At 49.9% G+C, this 17,462-nt stretch carries 12 protein-coding genes; 5 read left to right on the top strand and 7 right to left on the bottom strand.

What is annotated here, in order from left to right; all coding sequences use genetic code 11:
• Positions 1-23: 23 nt before the first annotated feature.
• Positions 24-3,071, bottom strand: a complete 3,048-nt coding sequence (locus tag C8E01_RS11120) for a tetratricopeptide repeat protein (RefSeq protein ID WP_116543517.1) — start codon at positions 3,069-3,071, stop codon at positions 24-26.
• A gap of 230 nt (positions 3,072-3,301) precedes the next feature.
• On the bottom strand, positions 3,302-4,351 hold the full coding sequence (holA, locus tag C8E01_RS11125; RefSeq protein WP_116543518.1) for a DNA polymerase III subunit delta: 1,050 nt from the start codon (positions 4,349-4,351) through the stop codon (positions 3,302-3,304).
• A gap of 150 nt (positions 4,352-4,501) precedes the next feature.
• Here holA and C8E01_RS11130 point away from each other — a divergent pair, with 150 nt between their 5' ends.
• The 4 genes from C8E01_RS11130 to tyrS all read left to right on the top strand — a co-directional run bounded on the left by C8E01_RS11130 (position 4,502) and on the right by tyrS (position 11,100).
• Positions 4,502-5,221 carry a 3'-5' exonuclease gene (locus C8E01_RS11130; RefSeq protein ID WP_133242756.1) on the top strand — a complete coding sequence of 240 codons (720 nt, stop codon included), beginning with the start codon at positions 4,502-4,504 and terminating at the stop codon, positions 5,219-5,221.
• Positions 5,218-7,122, top strand: a complete 1,905-nt coding sequence (locus C8E01_RS11135; protein ID WP_116543520.1) for a DUF294 nucleotidyltransferase-like domain-containing protein — start codon at positions 5,218-5,220, stop codon at positions 7,120-7,122. The genes C8E01_RS11130 and C8E01_RS11135 overlap by 4 nt, the downstream gene beginning before the upstream one ends.
• A gap of 26 nt (positions 7,123-7,148) precedes the next feature.
• Positions 7,149-9,725 (top strand): cellulase family glycosylhydrolase, encoded by a 2,577-nt coding sequence (locus C8E01_RS11140; protein ID WP_116543521.1) that lies wholly within the window; start codon positions 7,149-7,151, stop codon positions 9,723-9,725.
• 70 nt (positions 9,726-9,795) lie between these two features.
• A complete protein-coding gene (gene tyrS / locus C8E01_RS11145) occupies positions 9,796-11,100 on the top strand; it encodes a tyrosine--tRNA ligase (protein WP_116543522.1) in 1,305 nt (434 codons plus the stop codon).
• A 78-nt stretch (positions 11,101-11,178) separates the two neighbouring features.
• Here tyrS and C8E01_RS11150 read toward each other — a convergent pair whose 3' ends face one another.
• Positions 11,179-11,370 carry a histone H1 gene (locus C8E01_RS11150; RefSeq protein WP_116543523.1) on the bottom strand — a complete coding sequence of 64 codons (192 nt, stop codon included), beginning with the start codon at positions 11,368-11,370 and terminating at the stop codon, positions 11,179-11,181.
• A gap of 106 nt (positions 11,371-11,476) precedes the next feature.
• The gene (locus C8E01_RS11155; RefSeq protein WP_116543524.1) at positions 11,477-12,715 is read right to left on the bottom strand and encodes an aminotransferase class I/II-fold pyridoxal phosphate-dependent enzyme; all 1,239 of its coding nucleotides are present in this window, start codon (positions 12,713-12,715) and stop codon (positions 11,477-11,479) included.
• A gap of 208 nt (positions 12,716-12,923) precedes the next feature.
• Between C8E01_RS11155 and accC the strand changes: the two genes are divergently transcribed.
• Positions 12,924-14,426, top strand: a complete 1,503-nt coding sequence (accC, locus tag C8E01_RS11160; protein ID WP_116543525.1) for an acetyl-CoA carboxylase biotin carboxylase subunit — start codon at positions 12,924-12,926, stop codon at positions 14,424-14,426.
• Positions 14,427-14,500: 74 nt separating this feature from the next.
• Here accC and bshB1 read toward each other — a convergent pair whose 3' ends face one another.
• The 3 genes from bshB1 to trxB all read right to left on the bottom strand — a co-directional run bounded on the left by bshB1 (position 14,501) and on the right by trxB (position 17,355).
• Positions 14,501-15,220 (bottom strand): bacillithiol biosynthesis deacetylase BshB1, encoded by a 720-nt coding sequence (bshB1, locus tag C8E01_RS11165; protein ID WP_116543526.1) that lies wholly within the window; start codon positions 15,218-15,220, stop codon positions 14,501-14,503.
• Between the two features lie 14 nt (positions 15,221-15,234).
• A complete protein-coding gene (locus C8E01_RS11170) occupies positions 15,235-16,281 on the bottom strand; it encodes a M23 family metallopeptidase (RefSeq protein ID WP_116543527.1) in 1,047 nt (348 codons plus the stop codon).
• 135 nt (positions 16,282-16,416) lie between these two features.
• Positions 16,417-17,355 (bottom strand): thioredoxin-disulfide reductase, encoded by a 939-nt coding sequence (trxB, locus tag C8E01_RS11175; RefSeq protein WP_116543528.1) that lies wholly within the window; start codon positions 17,353-17,355, stop codon positions 16,417-16,419.
• Between the last annotated feature and the right edge of the window lie 107 nt (positions 17,356-17,462).

Consider the following 17,462-nt stretch of genomic DNA (forward strand, 5'->3'; position numbering starts at 1 on the left):
TTGCTATTTCTCTTCATGATGCATTATCTTCTTCCCTTCACTGTGTCAGCCGGGGCCGTGTTCGGTGCACCACCCAATTTGGCCAGCTTTTGTTTGGCTTCCGCAACTATTTCCGGCACCGGTGAGTGCTCAATAATGGAGTTGAGAGTTGAAGTGGCCTGGAAGGTTTCGTTCTGCGCCACATAGTTGTCAGCGATGATGAGGAAAGACTTGCCCAGCCAGAAATCATAGCTGGAGAACTTCGTGTTGAAGTCAAAGGCAACATCGATCGACTCGGCGTATTTTTTCTGCTTGTACAGAATCTCTGCCACCAGGTAATGCGCTTCCGCTCCATTTTCATCTGTTGCGGATGCGGCTGCTTCACGCAGCTCTTTCATGGCCTGGTCCAGATTACCTTCGGCATAGGTTGCTTTGCCTTTGTACAATTGTGCTGTGTTAAAGACATAGAGCGCGGAATTGCCCTGGCTGATCAGCTCGTTGGCGATGCGCTTCGATGCAGCGTAGTCGTTGGACAGTAAGTGACTCTTCATCAGACCAGTCAGTGCCGTTTGCTGCTCCCGACGGTTTGTAGCCGTATCGCGCAGACGGCTGTAGTACTTGATCGCCTCCGCGTAGTTCTTGTTCTCAAACTCGGCATCAGCTACTTTCTGGATCGCACGGTTCACGTACTCACTCTTGTTCTCCTCTACCACAGCTTTCATGAGCGGCAAACCCTTATCCGTTTGCTTCACACGTATGTAAGAATCCGCCAGAAAGTAATTGGCATCGCTCACATATGGGCTGTTTGGATAAGCTTTCAGGTAGTTCTCGAGTTTGATGACTGCCTGATCGTATTTCTCATTGAAATAAAGCGTTTTAGATGCTTCAAATTCAATGCTTTCTAAAGCGTTGCTTTCAGGGTTGGCTGTTCTGAATTTCTCTGCATAAGTGTCAAATTCAGCGCTGCGGTTCTGGGTAGCCAGCACTTCTTGCAGGCTATAGAGTGAACCACTGGCAGAACGGGAGTTAGGGAATTCGTCGAGCACGCGCTTGTAGTCAGCGGCAGCCTCCGCATTTCGACCCAGGTTCGCATAGGCTATACCTCGTTTCTCCAGTGCATTCGGCACCAGGCGGCTTTGCGGTCTACCCTGAATCAGTGCCGTGAAGCCAGAAACAGCTGACTGGTAGTTGCCTGACTCAAATTCGATGATGGCACGCTGGTACATGGCAGGTTCCACATAGCGTGACTTCTGATACTGGCTGTAAACGGTCTGCAGGTTCTGCTTGGCCGCTTCTTTGTTGCCCATCAGACTCAGCACGATACCTTTCTGGAAGTATACATAGTCTTTGTCATTGGAATTAGAAGCCAGCACTTTGTCATATAGAGCGAGGGCAGATGCATACTGCTTGTTCACGTAGTGCAGGTCAGCCAGTCGCATCATGGCATCGAAGTGGTTTGGGTCGCTTGTGCTTGTCCCATCCACGTACGCCTTGAAGTGCGGCATCGCTTTGTCGTACTCCTTGTTGTTGTAGTAAGCGTATCCGATACCGTAGCGCGACTTCATGTAATACTCTGACTTGCGTGCCTCGCTGTTGCGGAACACGGCGGCATAGCTATTTTGCGCATCCACGTAGCGCTGTCCCATCGAGTAGGCTTCCCCTTTCACAAAGTGGCTGGCCGCTGTGATCTCCTTATCGTACGGGTACTGCAGCGATTTGTCCAGCATCGACACGGCTGTCGGGAATTTGCCTTCGTTGTATAAGTTCACGCCGTACAAGTGCGTCATGCGCTGGTAGGTCTCCAGCATGCGATAGCTCTTGTTGGGCATATTCTCGATGTGGCGAATCGCCTCCGAGTAGTTGTTGGAGTTAAAGTACGCCTCTGTCAGCAGGTTGTCGACCTCCGTGGCATGCTCTGACTTCGGATACACCTCGTTGAAGTTCTGCAATGAGTTGAATACATCGCGGAAATTGCCCAATTCGTAGCTCACCTGTGCAAACTTCACAATAGAAGCCTGGGTGATCGCCTGATCCTTATCATTTTTGCGGGCCTGGTCAAAGGCGGTGAGAGCATACTGCTTGTTATCTTCACGGAGATAGCTCATGCCTAGATAGTAAGCCGCATTCTGTCCGAGCGCGTCTTTTTTGCTGGCTACTTCCTTAAAGTTGGCAATCGCGTTTTTATAGTTTCCGTTCTTGTAATCGGTATAGGCAATCTTATATTGGATAACTGGATCCAGCTTGCGTTTACCCTGGGCATACTGGCTAAAGTACTCTTCTGCTTTCTTGTATTCGGCACGCTGGTAATAAGCGTCTCCCACCAACAGGGCAATTTCTTCCGCCTGCTGTACTTTAGGGGTTTTGGCCAGGGCCGCCTCTCCGTAACTGATCACTTCGAAAATATCCCCCTCTTTATAAAGGATCTCCGTGATCATGTAAGGCACAATCTGGGCATAAGCTTCATTCTTCTCAGCAATCAGCAGGTCAGCCTTTGCTGCGTCGTAGTCACCTTCGCGGTAGGAAATATAGCCTGCGTAGTAGTTAGAGGCATAGGCGAAACGGTGCTCGTCTTCTCTGAAACCAGCCGTTTTGTTTTTGTCAAACCAGATCTTGGCGTTTTTGAAATCCTTGTTGGCGAAATAAGAATAGCCCAGTTTAAACTCCAGCTCTTTGTTCTGCTTGATACTCAGCAGATGCGTCGGGGCGCTCTCCAACTTCTCTACTGCTTTTTTGTAGTCCTTGTTCTCGAAATAGTAAAGGCCCAACTCGTAGTTTGCCAGGGTAGTCTTTGGGTGAGTCGGGAACTTACGGGTGAAGTTGAGAATTAGCTGCTCGGCGTCGGGGTGTAGCAGATACAGGCCACTCAGGGCATAGTAATACTGCGCGTCCGCTGTTTTGGCATCGTCACCAATCAGGTTAATGTACTTACGGAAAGCCTCCTGTGCTGCTCCGTACTTGGCGCGGTCAAACAGCTCCACCCCTTCATGGTAGTGCTTGTCTTTTGCGGTGAACACCTGGGTGTGCTGGGCTACCGCTATGTGGCTTCCCCCAGCCAAAACCGACGCCAGCGCTACTTTATAGGCTATCTTCATATGTATCTTACTGCTCACTTATGAGCTATTCTTATGGCTTATTCTTAGAAAACAGGTATAAGCGCCCGCAAGCGCCATGCCCGAAAGGCAAACTCAAAGTTAATTAAAAATCGATAACCGCACGAACCCTGGGCGATAAACATCCGGCTGCTTATCGCCGGAAAACACCTCACACCTCTATACAATGCCGCAGTAGCAGCAAATATTGTGCTGATCGCGGGAAATTGTGCTTAATGAAAGGCTAATGTTCTTGGAACAGGGTGCAAAATCTTGAATACCAGTTCCTTTAAAATTTCTGATTCACTCATATCGCCACCACTTATGCCCTTCACCTGCAGGTCGGCCACCCGGATATGATGAATGATATCCACCACGCGCATAAGCGGAAACACCCGTAGCGCCAGCATGTACTCCTTTACCAGGAAGCCCCGGTTGCCCAGGCTCTTTCTGACCCCGGACTCTGACTTATCAGCGGACTGGTGCAGAGTTAAAAGTTTGGTGAAAAACGTAAAGAGCAGACTCAGGTTAGGTATAAGCGGATTATTTTTTGGATTCGCCTCAAAATACTGGATGATCCGGTTAGCTTTGAGCGCATCCTGTGCGATAAGAGCCGACTGTAGTTCAAAAATATTGTACTCCTTGCTGATGCCCACATTTTCCTGCACCACGCGCTCGTCTATTGCCTGGCCGGGTTGTAGGTTAATCAGCAGTTTGTCGATCTCATTGGACTGGCGCGATAGGTCCGCTCCGATAAACTCGCTGAGCAGCAGCACGGCTTTGGGGCTGATCTGCACGCCTTTGCTTTTCACATAACTCGTAATCCACGCAGGAATCTGGTTGTCATACAGCTTCTTGGTGGTCAGCAGCACAGCATGTTTCTGAACCACTTTGCCCAGCGACTTTCGCCCGTCGAGGCTCTTGTGCTTGTGACAAAACACCAGTATGGTAGAGGGCAGCGGGTTTTGCAAGTAGGTCTCCAACTGTCTGACCCCTTCTTCACGCTCCAAATCCGCAATGCTTTGGGCCTCCTTCACGATCACGACCTGCCTTTCGGACATCATCGGGAAACGTTTGGCCTGCAGCAGCACCGTGGCCACATCCACATCCTTGCCATACACCACTACCTGATTAAAGCCTTTTTCGTGCTCCTGCAGCGCGTTTGCCTCGATAAAGTCAGCGATCTGGTCAATGTAAAAAGGCTCCTCCCCCTGCAGAAAATACACAGGGGCAAACTGCCTTTTCTTTAATTGCTCCATTATGCCCTCTGGGGTGTGCGACATGGCGTTGCTCAGGTATAAATAGGTGATCGGTCAGGTATACAGACATCAAATATACAGGTATCTGCGTTTCAAATGAAAGGCAGATTGGCCAAAAAAAGAATAAACTTCCAATATGTTCGGACCATCCTGAATATTGTCTAATTTAGTAAAGTGAACGCCTATCTCCTGTTTGTTGATACCGAAACGTCCGGTTTGCCCAAGGATTGGAGCATGCCCTACTCGGCACGCGACAACTGGCCACATATTGTACAGGTTGCCTGGGAAATCTATACCCGCCAGGGCGAGCTGGTTAAGTCTCGTAACTTCTATATAAAGCCTTCCGATTACGAAATGAGCTCTGTTTCAGAGCGCATTCATGGCATCAGCCTGGCGTTTCTGGAAGAGAACGGGGCCGGTCGCTTCGACGCCCTTCACACCTTGCAGCAGGATCTTACTCACTTTCAGCCACTGGTCGTGGGCCATTTTATGCAACTGGATTATAAAATGCTCGGCCTTGGTTTCTACAGGGCGGGTCTCGACAATCCCCTTGAACAATTGCCTACTTTCTGCACCATGCTCGCTTCCAAACACTTTGTGCGAGAGGCACGGCACCGCCACCTGCGTCTGGGCGAACTGTATATGCGCCTTTTCGGAGAGCCTTTACAGCATGAGCACAATGCACTCATAGATGCCCAAGCCACAGCCCGTTGCTTTTTTGAACTGTGGCACAAAGGTGATATTGATGAGCACAGCATACGTCTACAGCAGGAACCACCTCCTCCACTGCCGCTCCGCCGAAGGCCGCGCAGTTACCGCCGAAAGTTACTTTATCTGGCGGGATTCCTGCTAGTTTTTTGTCTCCTATACCTGATCGCTCTGTTAATGCTATGACCCCGAAATACGAATTTCTGAAAACTGTAAAACCTTTTGACCTGTTGCCGGACGAGGTGCTGCAGGGAGTTGCCGAATTGCTGCAGGAGGTGCATTACCCGAAAGACCACCTCCTATACCTGCAGGATGAAACGAAGCTGCGGGGAGTCGACCTGATCATGCGGGGTGAATATGAGGTCTTTTTTTATGACAGTGAGCAGAACAAAAGGCTTGTAACCCATTATGGAAACGGCTCCTGCTTCGGGGGTGCCTCGATCCTGCTCAACCGACGCCGCTCGTTCCGAACGGTCATTGCAAAGAAAGGCACCGTCATCTACACCCTGCACCGCAAAGAGTTTTTAGCGCTGTGCCAGGCCTACGAAGCATTTTTCCATCATTTCACGACAGCGTACGGACGCCGTATGCTTGACGAGGAGTACGCCCATTTCATCAGACCATCACGCATACAACCCGAAAACAGTATAGCTGCTGATCAGCTTTACTCCCGCAAGCTGGAAACCATCGAACCCCGTGCCATCATCGCCTGTACCGGCAGCACAACTATTGCGGAGGCTGCCCAATTGATGGTGAACCAAAAAGTAAGCTGCCTGTTTGTGCAAGACGGCCAAGGTCTGATCAAAGGCTACATCACGGACCTGACCCTGCGCAACAATGTGGTGGCCCGGCAAGTGCCTTATTCCCAGGCCGTGCAAGAGATCATGGATCAACCCATTGTCTCGATCGGAGCGCAAGCCTATATCTATGAAGCGGTGCTGCTCATGTTTCAGACCCGGGCCCGCTATTTATTGATAGCAGACGAAACTGGCTATACTGGCTTTATTAGCCGAAATAAATTGCTCAGCAGCCTGGCACAGTCACCTTTCATGTTCATTCAGTCCGTCAAACTGGCCAGGAGTATGCCTGAACTAAAGCAGCGCTGGCAAAAAGTGCCCGAACTGGTGTACCAATTGCTCAACCGGGGCGTGAAGTCTGAGATCGTGAACCAGGTGATCACCACCGTAGCCGATACGATTGCCATTAACGTCATTGAGGGTGTGATCGCGGAAATGGGGCAACCACCTGCCAGGTTTGTGTTCATGGTTCTGGGTAGCGAGGGCCGAAAGGAGCAAACGTTGCGCACCGACCAGGACAATGCCATCATCTATGAAGACAAGGCCAACGAGCAGCGCGAGCTCGTGCGGGAATACTTCCTAGCCTTTGCCTCCACCGTGTCGGAACGGCTGGATCATATTGGCTTTAGCTTTTGCGAGGGTGGCTTTATGGCGAAGAACTCAAAATGGACCCACTCCCTTTCCCACTGGAAGCGCAACTACAGCAACTGGCTGCAGGAGTCCGATCCTGAGGCGGTACTGAAAATTGCTACCTTCTTCGACTGCCGCTTCTTATATGGCGAAAAGGCCATTATGGACGAACTGAAAGCTTTTCTGCATGAGGAGTTGGAGAACCCAAAGTATATCTTCCTGCATCACATGGCCCAGAATGCTCTCCAGTACGTGCCTCCGCTTACGTTCTTCAACACCATCAGGACGTTCAGCAAAGGCAGTCAGCAGGTATTCAACCTCAAAAAGACCATGACCCCAATTGTAGACCTGGTCAGGGCCTATGCACTGCGTAATCGCATTTTCCTAACCAACACCGGTGAGCGACTGGAGGCACTTTCCCAAATGGGCATTTTCACAGAAAAAGAACACCAGGTGCTGTTGCAGGCCTATTATTACCTGATGGGCATGCGACTCAAAAAGCAGGCGATCCAGATCATTGATGATCGCAAGGAGCCTGACAACCTGCTCGACCCTAAAACCCTAACTAAGATAGAGCAGGTTACGCTGAAAGAGATATTTAAGGTCATCAGTGATTTCCAGACCAAAATAAGAGTCGGTTTTATGGAAACACTTTATTAGGATACACAGCAACAAGAAAGAAGCACATGCAATTTAGCCCACGGTCAGGTATAGCCCTGTTATTTTTGATCCTGTTAGGTGCCAGCCTGTCGGCATATGGACAAGCTACTAATCCAGTTTATGTTGACAAGCAAGGTGTACTGCGTTGGCAGAAAGGAAACGCCGAGGCTAATTTTTTTGGGGTAAACTATACCGTCCCCTTTGCCTACGGCTACCGTTCACACAAAGCTTTAGGTATAGATCCTGAACAGGCTATAGACCAAGATGTTTACCACATGGCTCGGCTCGGTTTTAACGCCTTCCGGGTGCATGTGTGGGACACCGAGATCAGTGATTCATTGGGTAATTTGCTGGAGAACGAACACCTGCGACTCTTTGACTACCTGATCCACAAACTGAAGGAGCGGAACATCAAAATCCTAATCACCCCGATCGCCTTCTGGGGTCCTGGCTATCCCGAACCTGATTACAAGACCGGAGGTTTTTCAAGCATTTACAACAAGCAGCAGGCCGTCACAGAAGAGGCTGCCTTTCAGGCGCAGGAACGCTTCCTGGCCCAGTTCTTTCAGCATGTCAACCCCTACACTAAGGTCACCTACCAAAACGACCCGGACGTGATCGCGACCGAGGTAAACAACGAGCCGCATCATACCGGCCCGAAAGAGCGGGCAACCGAATACGTGAACCGTATGGTGAAAGCCATGCGTGGCACAGGCTGGACCAAGCCGATTTACTACAACATCAGCGAATCGCCGCGCTATGCTGATGCGGTTTCCAAAGCTAACATCGACGGGGTGAGTTTTCAGTGGTACCCAACGGGGCTGGTTGCAAACCGAACCCTGCAGGGCAATTACCTGCCCCACGTGGACAGGTATAACATCCCCTTTGACACCATACCTTCCTTTGCGAACAAAACGCGCATGGTCTACGAGTTTGACGCAGGTGATATCGCCTCGCCCACCATGTATCCTGCGATGGCCCGGAGTTTCCGGGAAGCAGGCTTTCAGTGGGCCACGCAGTTCGCCTACGACCCCATGGCTACAGCCTATGCCAACACCGAATACCAAACCCACTACGTCAACCTGGCCTATACTCCTGAAAAAGCCATCAGTCTGCTCATCGCCTCAAAGGCATTCCAGAAATTACCCCGACTGAAAAACTATGGCGCATACCCTGCCGACAGCTTGTTCGATGTATTTCGTGTGAGCCACCGGCAGCAGTTGAGCGAAATGAACAGCCCGCGGGAGTTCTATTATGCTAATACAACATACACTAAACCCGTCAAGCCGAACAAACTTCAGCGGCTAGCCGGCGTGGGAAATTCTCCGGTTGTGCAATACGGTGGCCGGGGAGCCTATTTTTTGGACAAGCTGGAAAGCGGCGTATGGCGGCTCGAAGTAATGCCCGATGCTATACCTGTCGGCGACCCCTTTGCGAAAGCTTCGCCACAGAAAGAGGTAGTGCGCATTCAGTGGCGAGCCCATACCATGCAGGTGCAGCTCCATGATTTGGGTGATGCTTTTGTCATTGAGGCTTTGAATAAAAACAACAGGTATAGCACCAAAGCCAGCAATGGCAGCTTTAAGATACAGCCTGGTACCTACCTGCTTGTTAGGGATGGCAAAAGGTATAAGCGCAGCCAAAGCAGTATCCATCACCTACAGTTCCATGAGTTTGTAGCCCCTCAGCCACGGTCTACTAATCCAACTGTCTATCATCAACCAAAGCAGGAAGTAACAGCTAACAAACCCCTGTACATCAGTGCTGTAGTAACAGGTATAGAACCGGGTGACAAGGTGACGCTATTGATGAACAACTTCTCAGGGGTATGGAAAACTGTTGATATGCAGGAGAAAGCAGCTTATGCCTGGCAGGCCGAAGTACCAGCTGACATCCTGACGCCCGGCCTGGTGCAGTACCGAATCCTGGTGCAGAAAGGTGACGATGATCTTACCACCTTCCCGGGTGGCCACAAGGGCGATCCACACGCCTGGGATTATCACGAGCAGGACTACTGGCAAATGAGAGTAGCCGCAGAAAACAGCGCGTTGGAGCTATTCAATGCTGCCCAAGACCGCAATTTGATAGTATACCATAATCTCTGGCGCCCCGAAGAGCGGCAGTTAATCACCACCGGCACTCCAGGCCAAATGGCAATTAAACTAAGTCGACCGAGCCTGAGCGAAGAAGAACCAATTATTGCCTGGCAGCACTTCGTTGGCCACCAGCTGCAAAACAGACAAACTGAGCTGTCGGGTTACAAGCGCCTTGTTGTGAAAGCACGAACAGAAAACAGTGCGCCCTTACAAATGAAAGTCACTTTCATCACAAAAGACGCCACTGCCTTTTCGGCTACTGTGGAGCTTGAGCAGCAGCTACAGGATATCGAAATTCCCCTGGATTCCTTCTCACCGGATAATTTCATACTGCTACCAAGGCCTTACCCTGGTTTCCATCCTTTTCGGTTCCAGTCCGGCACGGCAGGTAAACTTAACCTGAGCCACGTTGAAAAAATAGAAGTTTCTATCGGCCAAGGTATAGCTCCTGCTGCTTACGGCAAGCCCTATACCTTTGAGGTATCCTCGGTGTGGCTTACGCCATAGGCAATTACAGTCCGCTAATCTGCCAACTCTTTCCTATATTTGCCCCTGAACTGACGATTTTTACGCTTACATGAATCTGATAGAAGAATTAAGATGGAGAGGCATGCTCCACGATTTCATGCCTGGTACAGAAGAGCAACTGGCATCCGGTATGACTACTGGTTATATCGGTTTTGACCCAACGGCATCCTCGCTGCACATTGGCAACCTGGCTACGATCATGCTGCTGGTGCATCTGCAGCGTGCTGGTCACAAGCCCATCGCACTGGTAGGTGGCGCCACCGGCATGATCGGCGACCCATCCGGCAAATCGGCCGAGCGGAACCTGCTCGACGAAGCAACCCTTCAGGCTAACCTGGCAGGTATAAGAAAGCAGTTAGAGAAGTTCCTGGACTTCAATTGCGGTAATAACGCTGCTGAGATCGTGAACAATTACGACTGGTTCAAAGATTTCAGCTTCCTGGGTTTTCTGCGTGAGGTGGGCAAACACCTTACGGTGAATTACATGATGGCCAAAGACTCCGTGAAGAAGCGCATCAGTGCCGACGAAGAAGGTAACCGTGCCGAAGGCCTTTCATTCACTGAGTTCTCTTACCAACTGATTCAGGGTTACGATTTCTACCATCTTTACAAGAATAAGAACGTGCGTCTGCAGATGGGTGCTTCGGACCAGTGGGGCAATATCACGACGGGCACCGAACTGATCCGCCGCATCGACGATGGCAAAGCCTTCGCTCTGGTGGGTAAACTGGTGACGAAATCAGATGGTACTAAATTTGGCAAGTCCGAGGGTGGCAACGTGTGGCTCGATCCGGCTTACACCTCCCCTTACAAGTTCTACCAGTTCTGGCTCAACTTGTCGGATGAAGAGGCCGAAAAGCTGATCAAGGTATATACATTGTTGCCACAGGACGAGATTGCGCGCTTAACCGAAGAGCACAAACAAGCCCCGCATTTGCGTGTTTTGCAAAAAGCCCTGGCTAAAGATGTTACAATTCGTGTGCATTCTGAAGAAGATTACAAATCAGCTGTCGATGCATCTGAAATTTTATTTGGAAAAGGCGATTTAGAGACCTTAAAAGGCCTAAAAGAGGACGTTTTGCTGTCTGTGTTTGAGGGTGTGCCGCAAATAGAAGTAAGCAAAAGCAACTACGTAGGGGCAGCCACAGTAAGCGATCTGCTTTCTGACGTAACAGAGGGCAAGATTTTCGAATCGAAAGGAGAAGCCAAGCGAATGATCAAGAATGGCGGCGTGAGTATCAACCGCCAGAAGATACAAGGCACGGAAGAGCCTGTAAATTACGAACTGCTGCAGGAGAAATACCTGGTGGTGCAGAAAGGAAAGAAAAACTACTTCCTTATTTCCGTTAACTAACTCACTAACAAGTAGATACCAACAAAAAAGGTGGTCTTTTCAGACCACCTTTTTTGTTGGTATTGTGCTTTAAGAAGCTTATTTCTTCTCAGGAGTGCTGTTTTTCATGTCCTGAACTTCCTTACGGATGTCCTGCGCCATGTTTTTCAGGTCTTGCATACCTTTACGTACACGTGTACCAGCTGCTGCATTGTTCTTGTCATAGAATTTTTCGAAGTCAGCTTCAAGTGACATTACAAGGTCCTTGAGTTTGCTAAAGTTGTTGTTCATTTGAGGTGTTTATTATAGTGAAACATTTGTTTTTACTGCTCCAATATACACATTAAATGATAACATGCAAAGATTAGCAAACTTTAATATATGCCTCTAAAGCAAATTAAACAGATACTGTTGACTTAGAGTATAGGCCTTTATCTAGTTTTTGTGCAATCTTTTCAAAAGCGTCGATTGTCTCTTTCACATCGTCCAAGGTATGCACAGCTGTTGGGATAAGGCGCAGCATGATCACATCTTTCGGGACAACCGGATACACCACGATAGAGCAGAAAATGTTGTAGTTCTCACGCAGATCGAGAGTCAATTGAGTGGCATCCGGAATCTGGCCGTTCAGGAATACTGGTGTAACTGGTGACTCTGTTGTACCGATGTTGAAGCCTTTTTCGCGCAGACCTGTCTGCAGGGCGTTTACCACTTCCCACAGTTTGTCTTTCAGTTCAGGCTTGGTGCGCAGCAGTTCCAATCGCTTGATAGCACCCACCGTTAGTGGCATTGGCAGTGACTTGGCAAAGATCTGGGAACGCATGTTGTACCGAAGGTACTCTACCACCTGCTCGTCGGCGGCCACAAAGGCACCGATGCTGGCCATAGACTTGGCGAAAGTCGAGAAGTAAACGTCGATCCCGTCCTGGCAATCCAGGTGTTCACCTGTACCGGCACCGGTCTTACCCATGGTACCGAATCCGTGTGCGTCGTCAACAAATAGTCTGAACTGGAATTTCTTCTTCAGCTCCACCACTTCTTTCAGCTTGCCCAGGTTACCTGACATACCGAACACACCTTCCGTGATCACCAGAATGGCGCCACCTGTGTTTTCGGCCCAGCGTGTAGCGCGCTCCAGCTGTTTCTCAAGGCTGGCCATGTCGTTGTGCGAGTACACAAACCGTTTGCCCTGGTGCAGGCGCACACCGTCAATGATACAGGCATGCGATTCAGCGTCGTACACAATCACGTCATGGCGATCTACCAGCGCATCGATGATGGACACTACTCCCTGATAACCGAAGTTAAGCAACAGGGCGTCGGGCTTCTGCACAAACTCAGCCAGTTCCGACTCCAGTTTCTCGTGCAGGTTAGAATTCCCAGACATAATACGGGCACCCATTGGATAGGCCATACCCCACTCAGCAGCGGCATCAGCGTCAGCTTTGCGCACTTCCGGGTGATTAGCCAGACCCAGGTAGTTGTTAAGGCTCCAGGTAAGTACTTCCTTGCCCCTAAACTTCATGCGCGGAGCGATCTCCCCTTCAAGCTTTGGAAACGTGAAATAGCCATGCGCATAATGTGAGTGGCTGCCTAACGGACCTCTGTTGGTCAACAACTTTTCAAATAAATCCACCTTGTGTTTAATTAAGTTTCGGGATAATTTAAGGTTATGATATAGTAAGTTATACTATATTTTCAGTTCTGAGTATAATGCCTGCAAATTTATGATTTTATAGATTCATAAACAATTTCTAATACTCCTCCCTTCCCTTTTTCGGCAGCTCATTTTTAAGTTTGCCTGTTATACTGTTTCTTTGAAGAAAATAAAGCTTAGCTGCAGCATGAGAAAAATCAACAAGATACTGGTGGCCAACCGTGGTGAAATCGCCCTGCGCGTGATGCGCTCCGCCAAAGAAATGGGTATCAGCACGGTAGCCGTCTACAGCGAGGCCGACCGTAACGCTCTGCATGTGCGCTACGCCGACGAGGCCGTTTGCGTAGGTGGTCCCAAGTCAAATGAATCCTACCTGCGGGGCGATGTGATCATAGATGTCTGCAAGCGACTGCAGGTTGATGCGATCCACCCAGGCTACGGTTTTCTGTCTGAGAACGCTAATTTCGCCCGCCAGGTGCAGGAAGCCGGCCTGATCTTTATTGGTCCCTCACCAGAAGCCATCGAGCTGATGGGCAGCAAACTGGCTGCCAAGGCTGCTGTAGCCAAGTATAAAATACCCATGGTGCCAGGTACGGAAGAAGCCATAACAGACGTGGAAGAGGCGAAAGAGATCGCCTCAAACGTTGGTTTCCCGATCCTGATCAAAGCGAGTGCCGGTGGTGGAGGCAAGGGGATGCGCGTGGTAGAAAGCGTTGACGTGTTTGAAGAGCAAATGAAGCTGGCTGTCAGCGAGGCGACTTCCGCTTTTGGCGACGGCTCGGTTTTCATCGAAAAATACATTAGCTCTCCCCGCCACATCGAAATACAGGTGCTGGGCGACACGCATGGCAACATTGTGCATCTGTTTGAGCGTGAGTGCTCCATCCAGCGCCGCCACCAGAAAGTGATCGAGGAAGCACCTTCTGCCGTCCTCACACCTGAACTTCGGGATGAAATGGGCCGCTGTGCAGTAGATGTGGCTAAAGCCTGCGACTATGTGGGTGCCGGCACCGTAGAATTTCTGGTAGATGAGAATCTGAACTTCTATTTCCTTGAGATGAACACGCGTCTGCAGGTAGAGCACCCTGTGACTGAGCAGATTACGGGCCTGGACCTGGTGAAAGAGCAAATTCTGATCGCCGAGGGCAACCCACTAAGCTTCCGTCAGGAAGACCTGCAGATAAACGGTCATGCACTGGAACTGCGTGTGTATGCTGAGGATCCGGCCAATAACTTTTTGCCTGATATCGGACGCTTGGAAACCTACGTTCGCCCACAGGGACTTGGTGTACGCGTAGACGATGGCTTCGAACAAGGTATGGATATTCCCATCTATTACGATCCGATGATCGCCAAACTGGTAACATTTGGGAAAGACCGTCAGGAAGCCATCGAGAAAATGCTCCGGGCCATTGATGAGTACAAGATCACAGGTATAGAAACCACGCTTCCTTTTGGCACATTCGTACTGCAACACGAAGCATTTGTTTCCGGCAACTTCGATACCAAATTCATCGAGCGCTACTTTACCCCTAGCGTACTGGAGCCAAAGCCGACTGAAGACGCAGAGGAAATAGCTGCTGTGCTGGCAGCCATGTTATTAGGAAACAACAAACCCAAAGTAAGCGCTACGAGTACCGGTGCACAGAGCGGCACGGTTTCTAACTGGCGCAAAAACAGAGTAAAATAAGGTATAGCCTTTTTAAAATACAGAAGGGGCCGATCGAATGACCGGCCCCTTCTGCTTATATAATGGATATAATTCTAGATCAGGTCAAAGAGGTTGCGGACCCCTACCTGCTTGGCCGAGGTAAAACCCTCCCCAAAGGTCACCCCGATCGCATGCCCATATTCGCGCGCTCTGGCTTCAATGAAATCCAGAAACTCGGGCGATGAGATGTAGGTATTAGGAGAACTGTCATCTGGGTTGTAAAACTGTGTCCGGAATGCCCGGATAGTTTCCAGCTTCTTCTCCCAATAAGGTGTTACATCCATCACAAAGTCAGGTTTTATGTAACGGTCCTGTATGAAATTGTAGGTTGCCTTCGGGCGCCATGCCTGTTGTTCCAGGCCATCTTCCCCCAGGGTCTTGATCATTTTGAGTCCTGCCAGGAAACAGGCCTCTGCCACTACTGCCGCGCCGCGTCCATGGTCCGGATGACGGTCATGCAGGGCATTCATCAGCACGATGTCAGGCTGGTACTGGCGCACTTTGCGTACGATCTGCAACTGATGCTCCTTGTCATTGGTAAAAAATCCATCGGCAAAGCCCAGGTTGTCACGCACGGAAAGTCCCATGATCCTGGCCGCCTCCTCTGCTTCTGTCACGCGCTCCGCGGGAGTGCCCCGCGTACCGAGTTCACCTCGTGTCAGGTCTACCACCCCGGCTTTTCTACCGGAAGCGATATGCGCTATAAGTGTACCGGCACAGCCAAGCTCCACATCATCCGGGTGTGAGGCAAAGGCAAGTATATCTAGCTTCATCATCAATTGCTTACTTATCTAACTCGGAGCGAGCGTCCAACCTTCAGGGTAGTACGGGTGCTAATACCGTTCAGTTTAGTGATCTGGCTAACAGAAACACCGTAGCGCTTTGCTATACCTGACAGCGTGTCGCCGCTCCGCACCTTATGATAGGTTGATTTGCGGGAACCGCTGCTACTGCCCTTTGATTTATTATAGTAGTTGAATAATGCTGATGTAATGACAAAGCTTTGTCCTTTGAGTAAATAGTCAGGAAAGTCATACATCAACTCCGGATCGAGCGGGTTGCCCTGGTAACGCACCTCATAGTGCAGGTGTGGTCCGGAACTACGGCCGGTGCTACCGCCTAAACCAATTACTTCGCCTGCCTTTACAAACTGCCCGGTCTCAGCGATGGTCCTACTCATGTGACCGTAAAGCGTTTCTAAGCCGTTGTAATGACGTAAAACGATGTAGTTGCCGTAGCCTCCGCCATCCCACTTATTGATGCGTACTACCCCGTCAAAAGCGGCATAAATAGAGTCGCCGGTGTTCAGGTCAATGTCAGTGCCATAGTGCCAGCGATAGCCCCTGTGTCCGAAGCGGCTTGTCACAGGTGTCTTCTCCAAAGGCATTTTGTAGTCGCGTTTGACTCTGGGATCGTAGAGCGTTATATCCACTGTGTCCTTTAACTGACGGCCATCCATACGGTATGGGTTAATGTTCCGCGTGTCCCAAATGGCGTAGTAGCCTGCAATCTTGATCCAGGTAGAGTCGATCAGTACTTCCTCTGACACTTCTACGATGTGCTGCTCCCCTAAGTCAAGTTCTGACGTATCTTCACTGACGATCGAGAGCTCCTTTTTGGGGTTAAAGAAAATAGACTTGCCAGCGTCCGAATCATCCTCCGGAAACTCCTCATACTTAATCAGGATCGTGGTATCAGGCCGTACATAGTCTATTTTAGGTGATTTTACCTTAAATAGGTCTTTGACCTTACCCTGAGCAAAGGCACTGCCTGTCCCGGAAACGAGACAGAGCAAAAAGAGTGCAATCGTAAGGGGTGCTTTATACTTTAGCATTATATTGAATATTAGGCGGAGCTGATTTAAAAAGCTCAATGTCGCAAAATTAACTACAGCAACGCCATTTTATTGTGGTCATACCCTGTCCGGTCTAAAAAGAATGTGGTGGACGGGTTTGACCTATCGTAATATTTAGTGCAAATCCTGTGCAGCCAGATAGCGCTCGGCATCAAGCGCGGCCATGCAACCTGTGCCGGCTGCCGTCACAGCCTGGCGGTACGTAAAGTCCTGTACATCGCCGCAGGCAAACACGCCGTCGATATTGGTTTTGCTCGTCCCCGGAATGGTGCGGATATAACCGTTTTCATCCAGGTTCAGGTAGTCAGCAAAAATACCCGAGTTAGGCTGGTGGCCGATCGCCACGAAAAAGCCACTTACAGGAATTTCGCGCAGTTCATCTGTCAGCACATTGCGCACACGCACTGCATCTACTACTTCTTCACCCAGGATCTCGTCAGTCACTGAGTTCCATAGAATTTCAATGTTTTTGGTTTTCTTCACGCGCTCCTGCATGATCGTAGAAGCACGCATCTCATCCCGGCGTACGATCATGTACACCTTCTTGCAGATGTTGGCAAGATAGGTTGCCTCTTCAGCCGCCGTATCGCCGGCACCTACAACCGCTACATCCTGTCCACGATAGAAGAAACCATCGCAAACGGCACAGGCACTAACCCCATTGCCATTCAGACGGGCTTCTGACTCCATACCCAGCCATTTGGCTGATGCACCTGTGGAAATGATCACAGCATGCGCCTCAATTACCTTCTGGTCGTCAATCGTAACTTTGTGCGGCTGCGAAGAGAAATCTACAGCTGTGGCGATGCCATACCTAACATCGGTTCCAAAACGCTCGGCCTGGCGCTTAAAGTCCTCCATCATCTGCGGGCCGTTAATGCCATCCGGGTAGCCCGGATAATTTTCTACATCATTGGTTATGGTAAGCTGTCCGCCGGGCTGTAAACCTTGGTACAGCACGGGGTTAAGTCCGGCACGGGAGGCATAGATAGCTGCTGTATATCCAGCGGGGCCTGAGCCGATGATCAGGCATTTTACTTTTTCTATTTCCATTATATGTAAGGCTTATTCGAAATTGGTTGCAAGTATACAAAAAATATGATGCTCTGCCTGCATACTTCCTGTGTTAATTAGCATATACTCGGTAGACAACAAGCAGC

Origin of the sequence: Pontibacter virosus, assembly GCF_003096355.1 — a bacterium.
In the GTDB taxonomy this organism is placed as follows: domain Bacteria; phylum Bacteroidota; class Bacteroidia; order Cytophagales; family Hymenobacteraceae; genus Pontibacter; species Pontibacter virosus.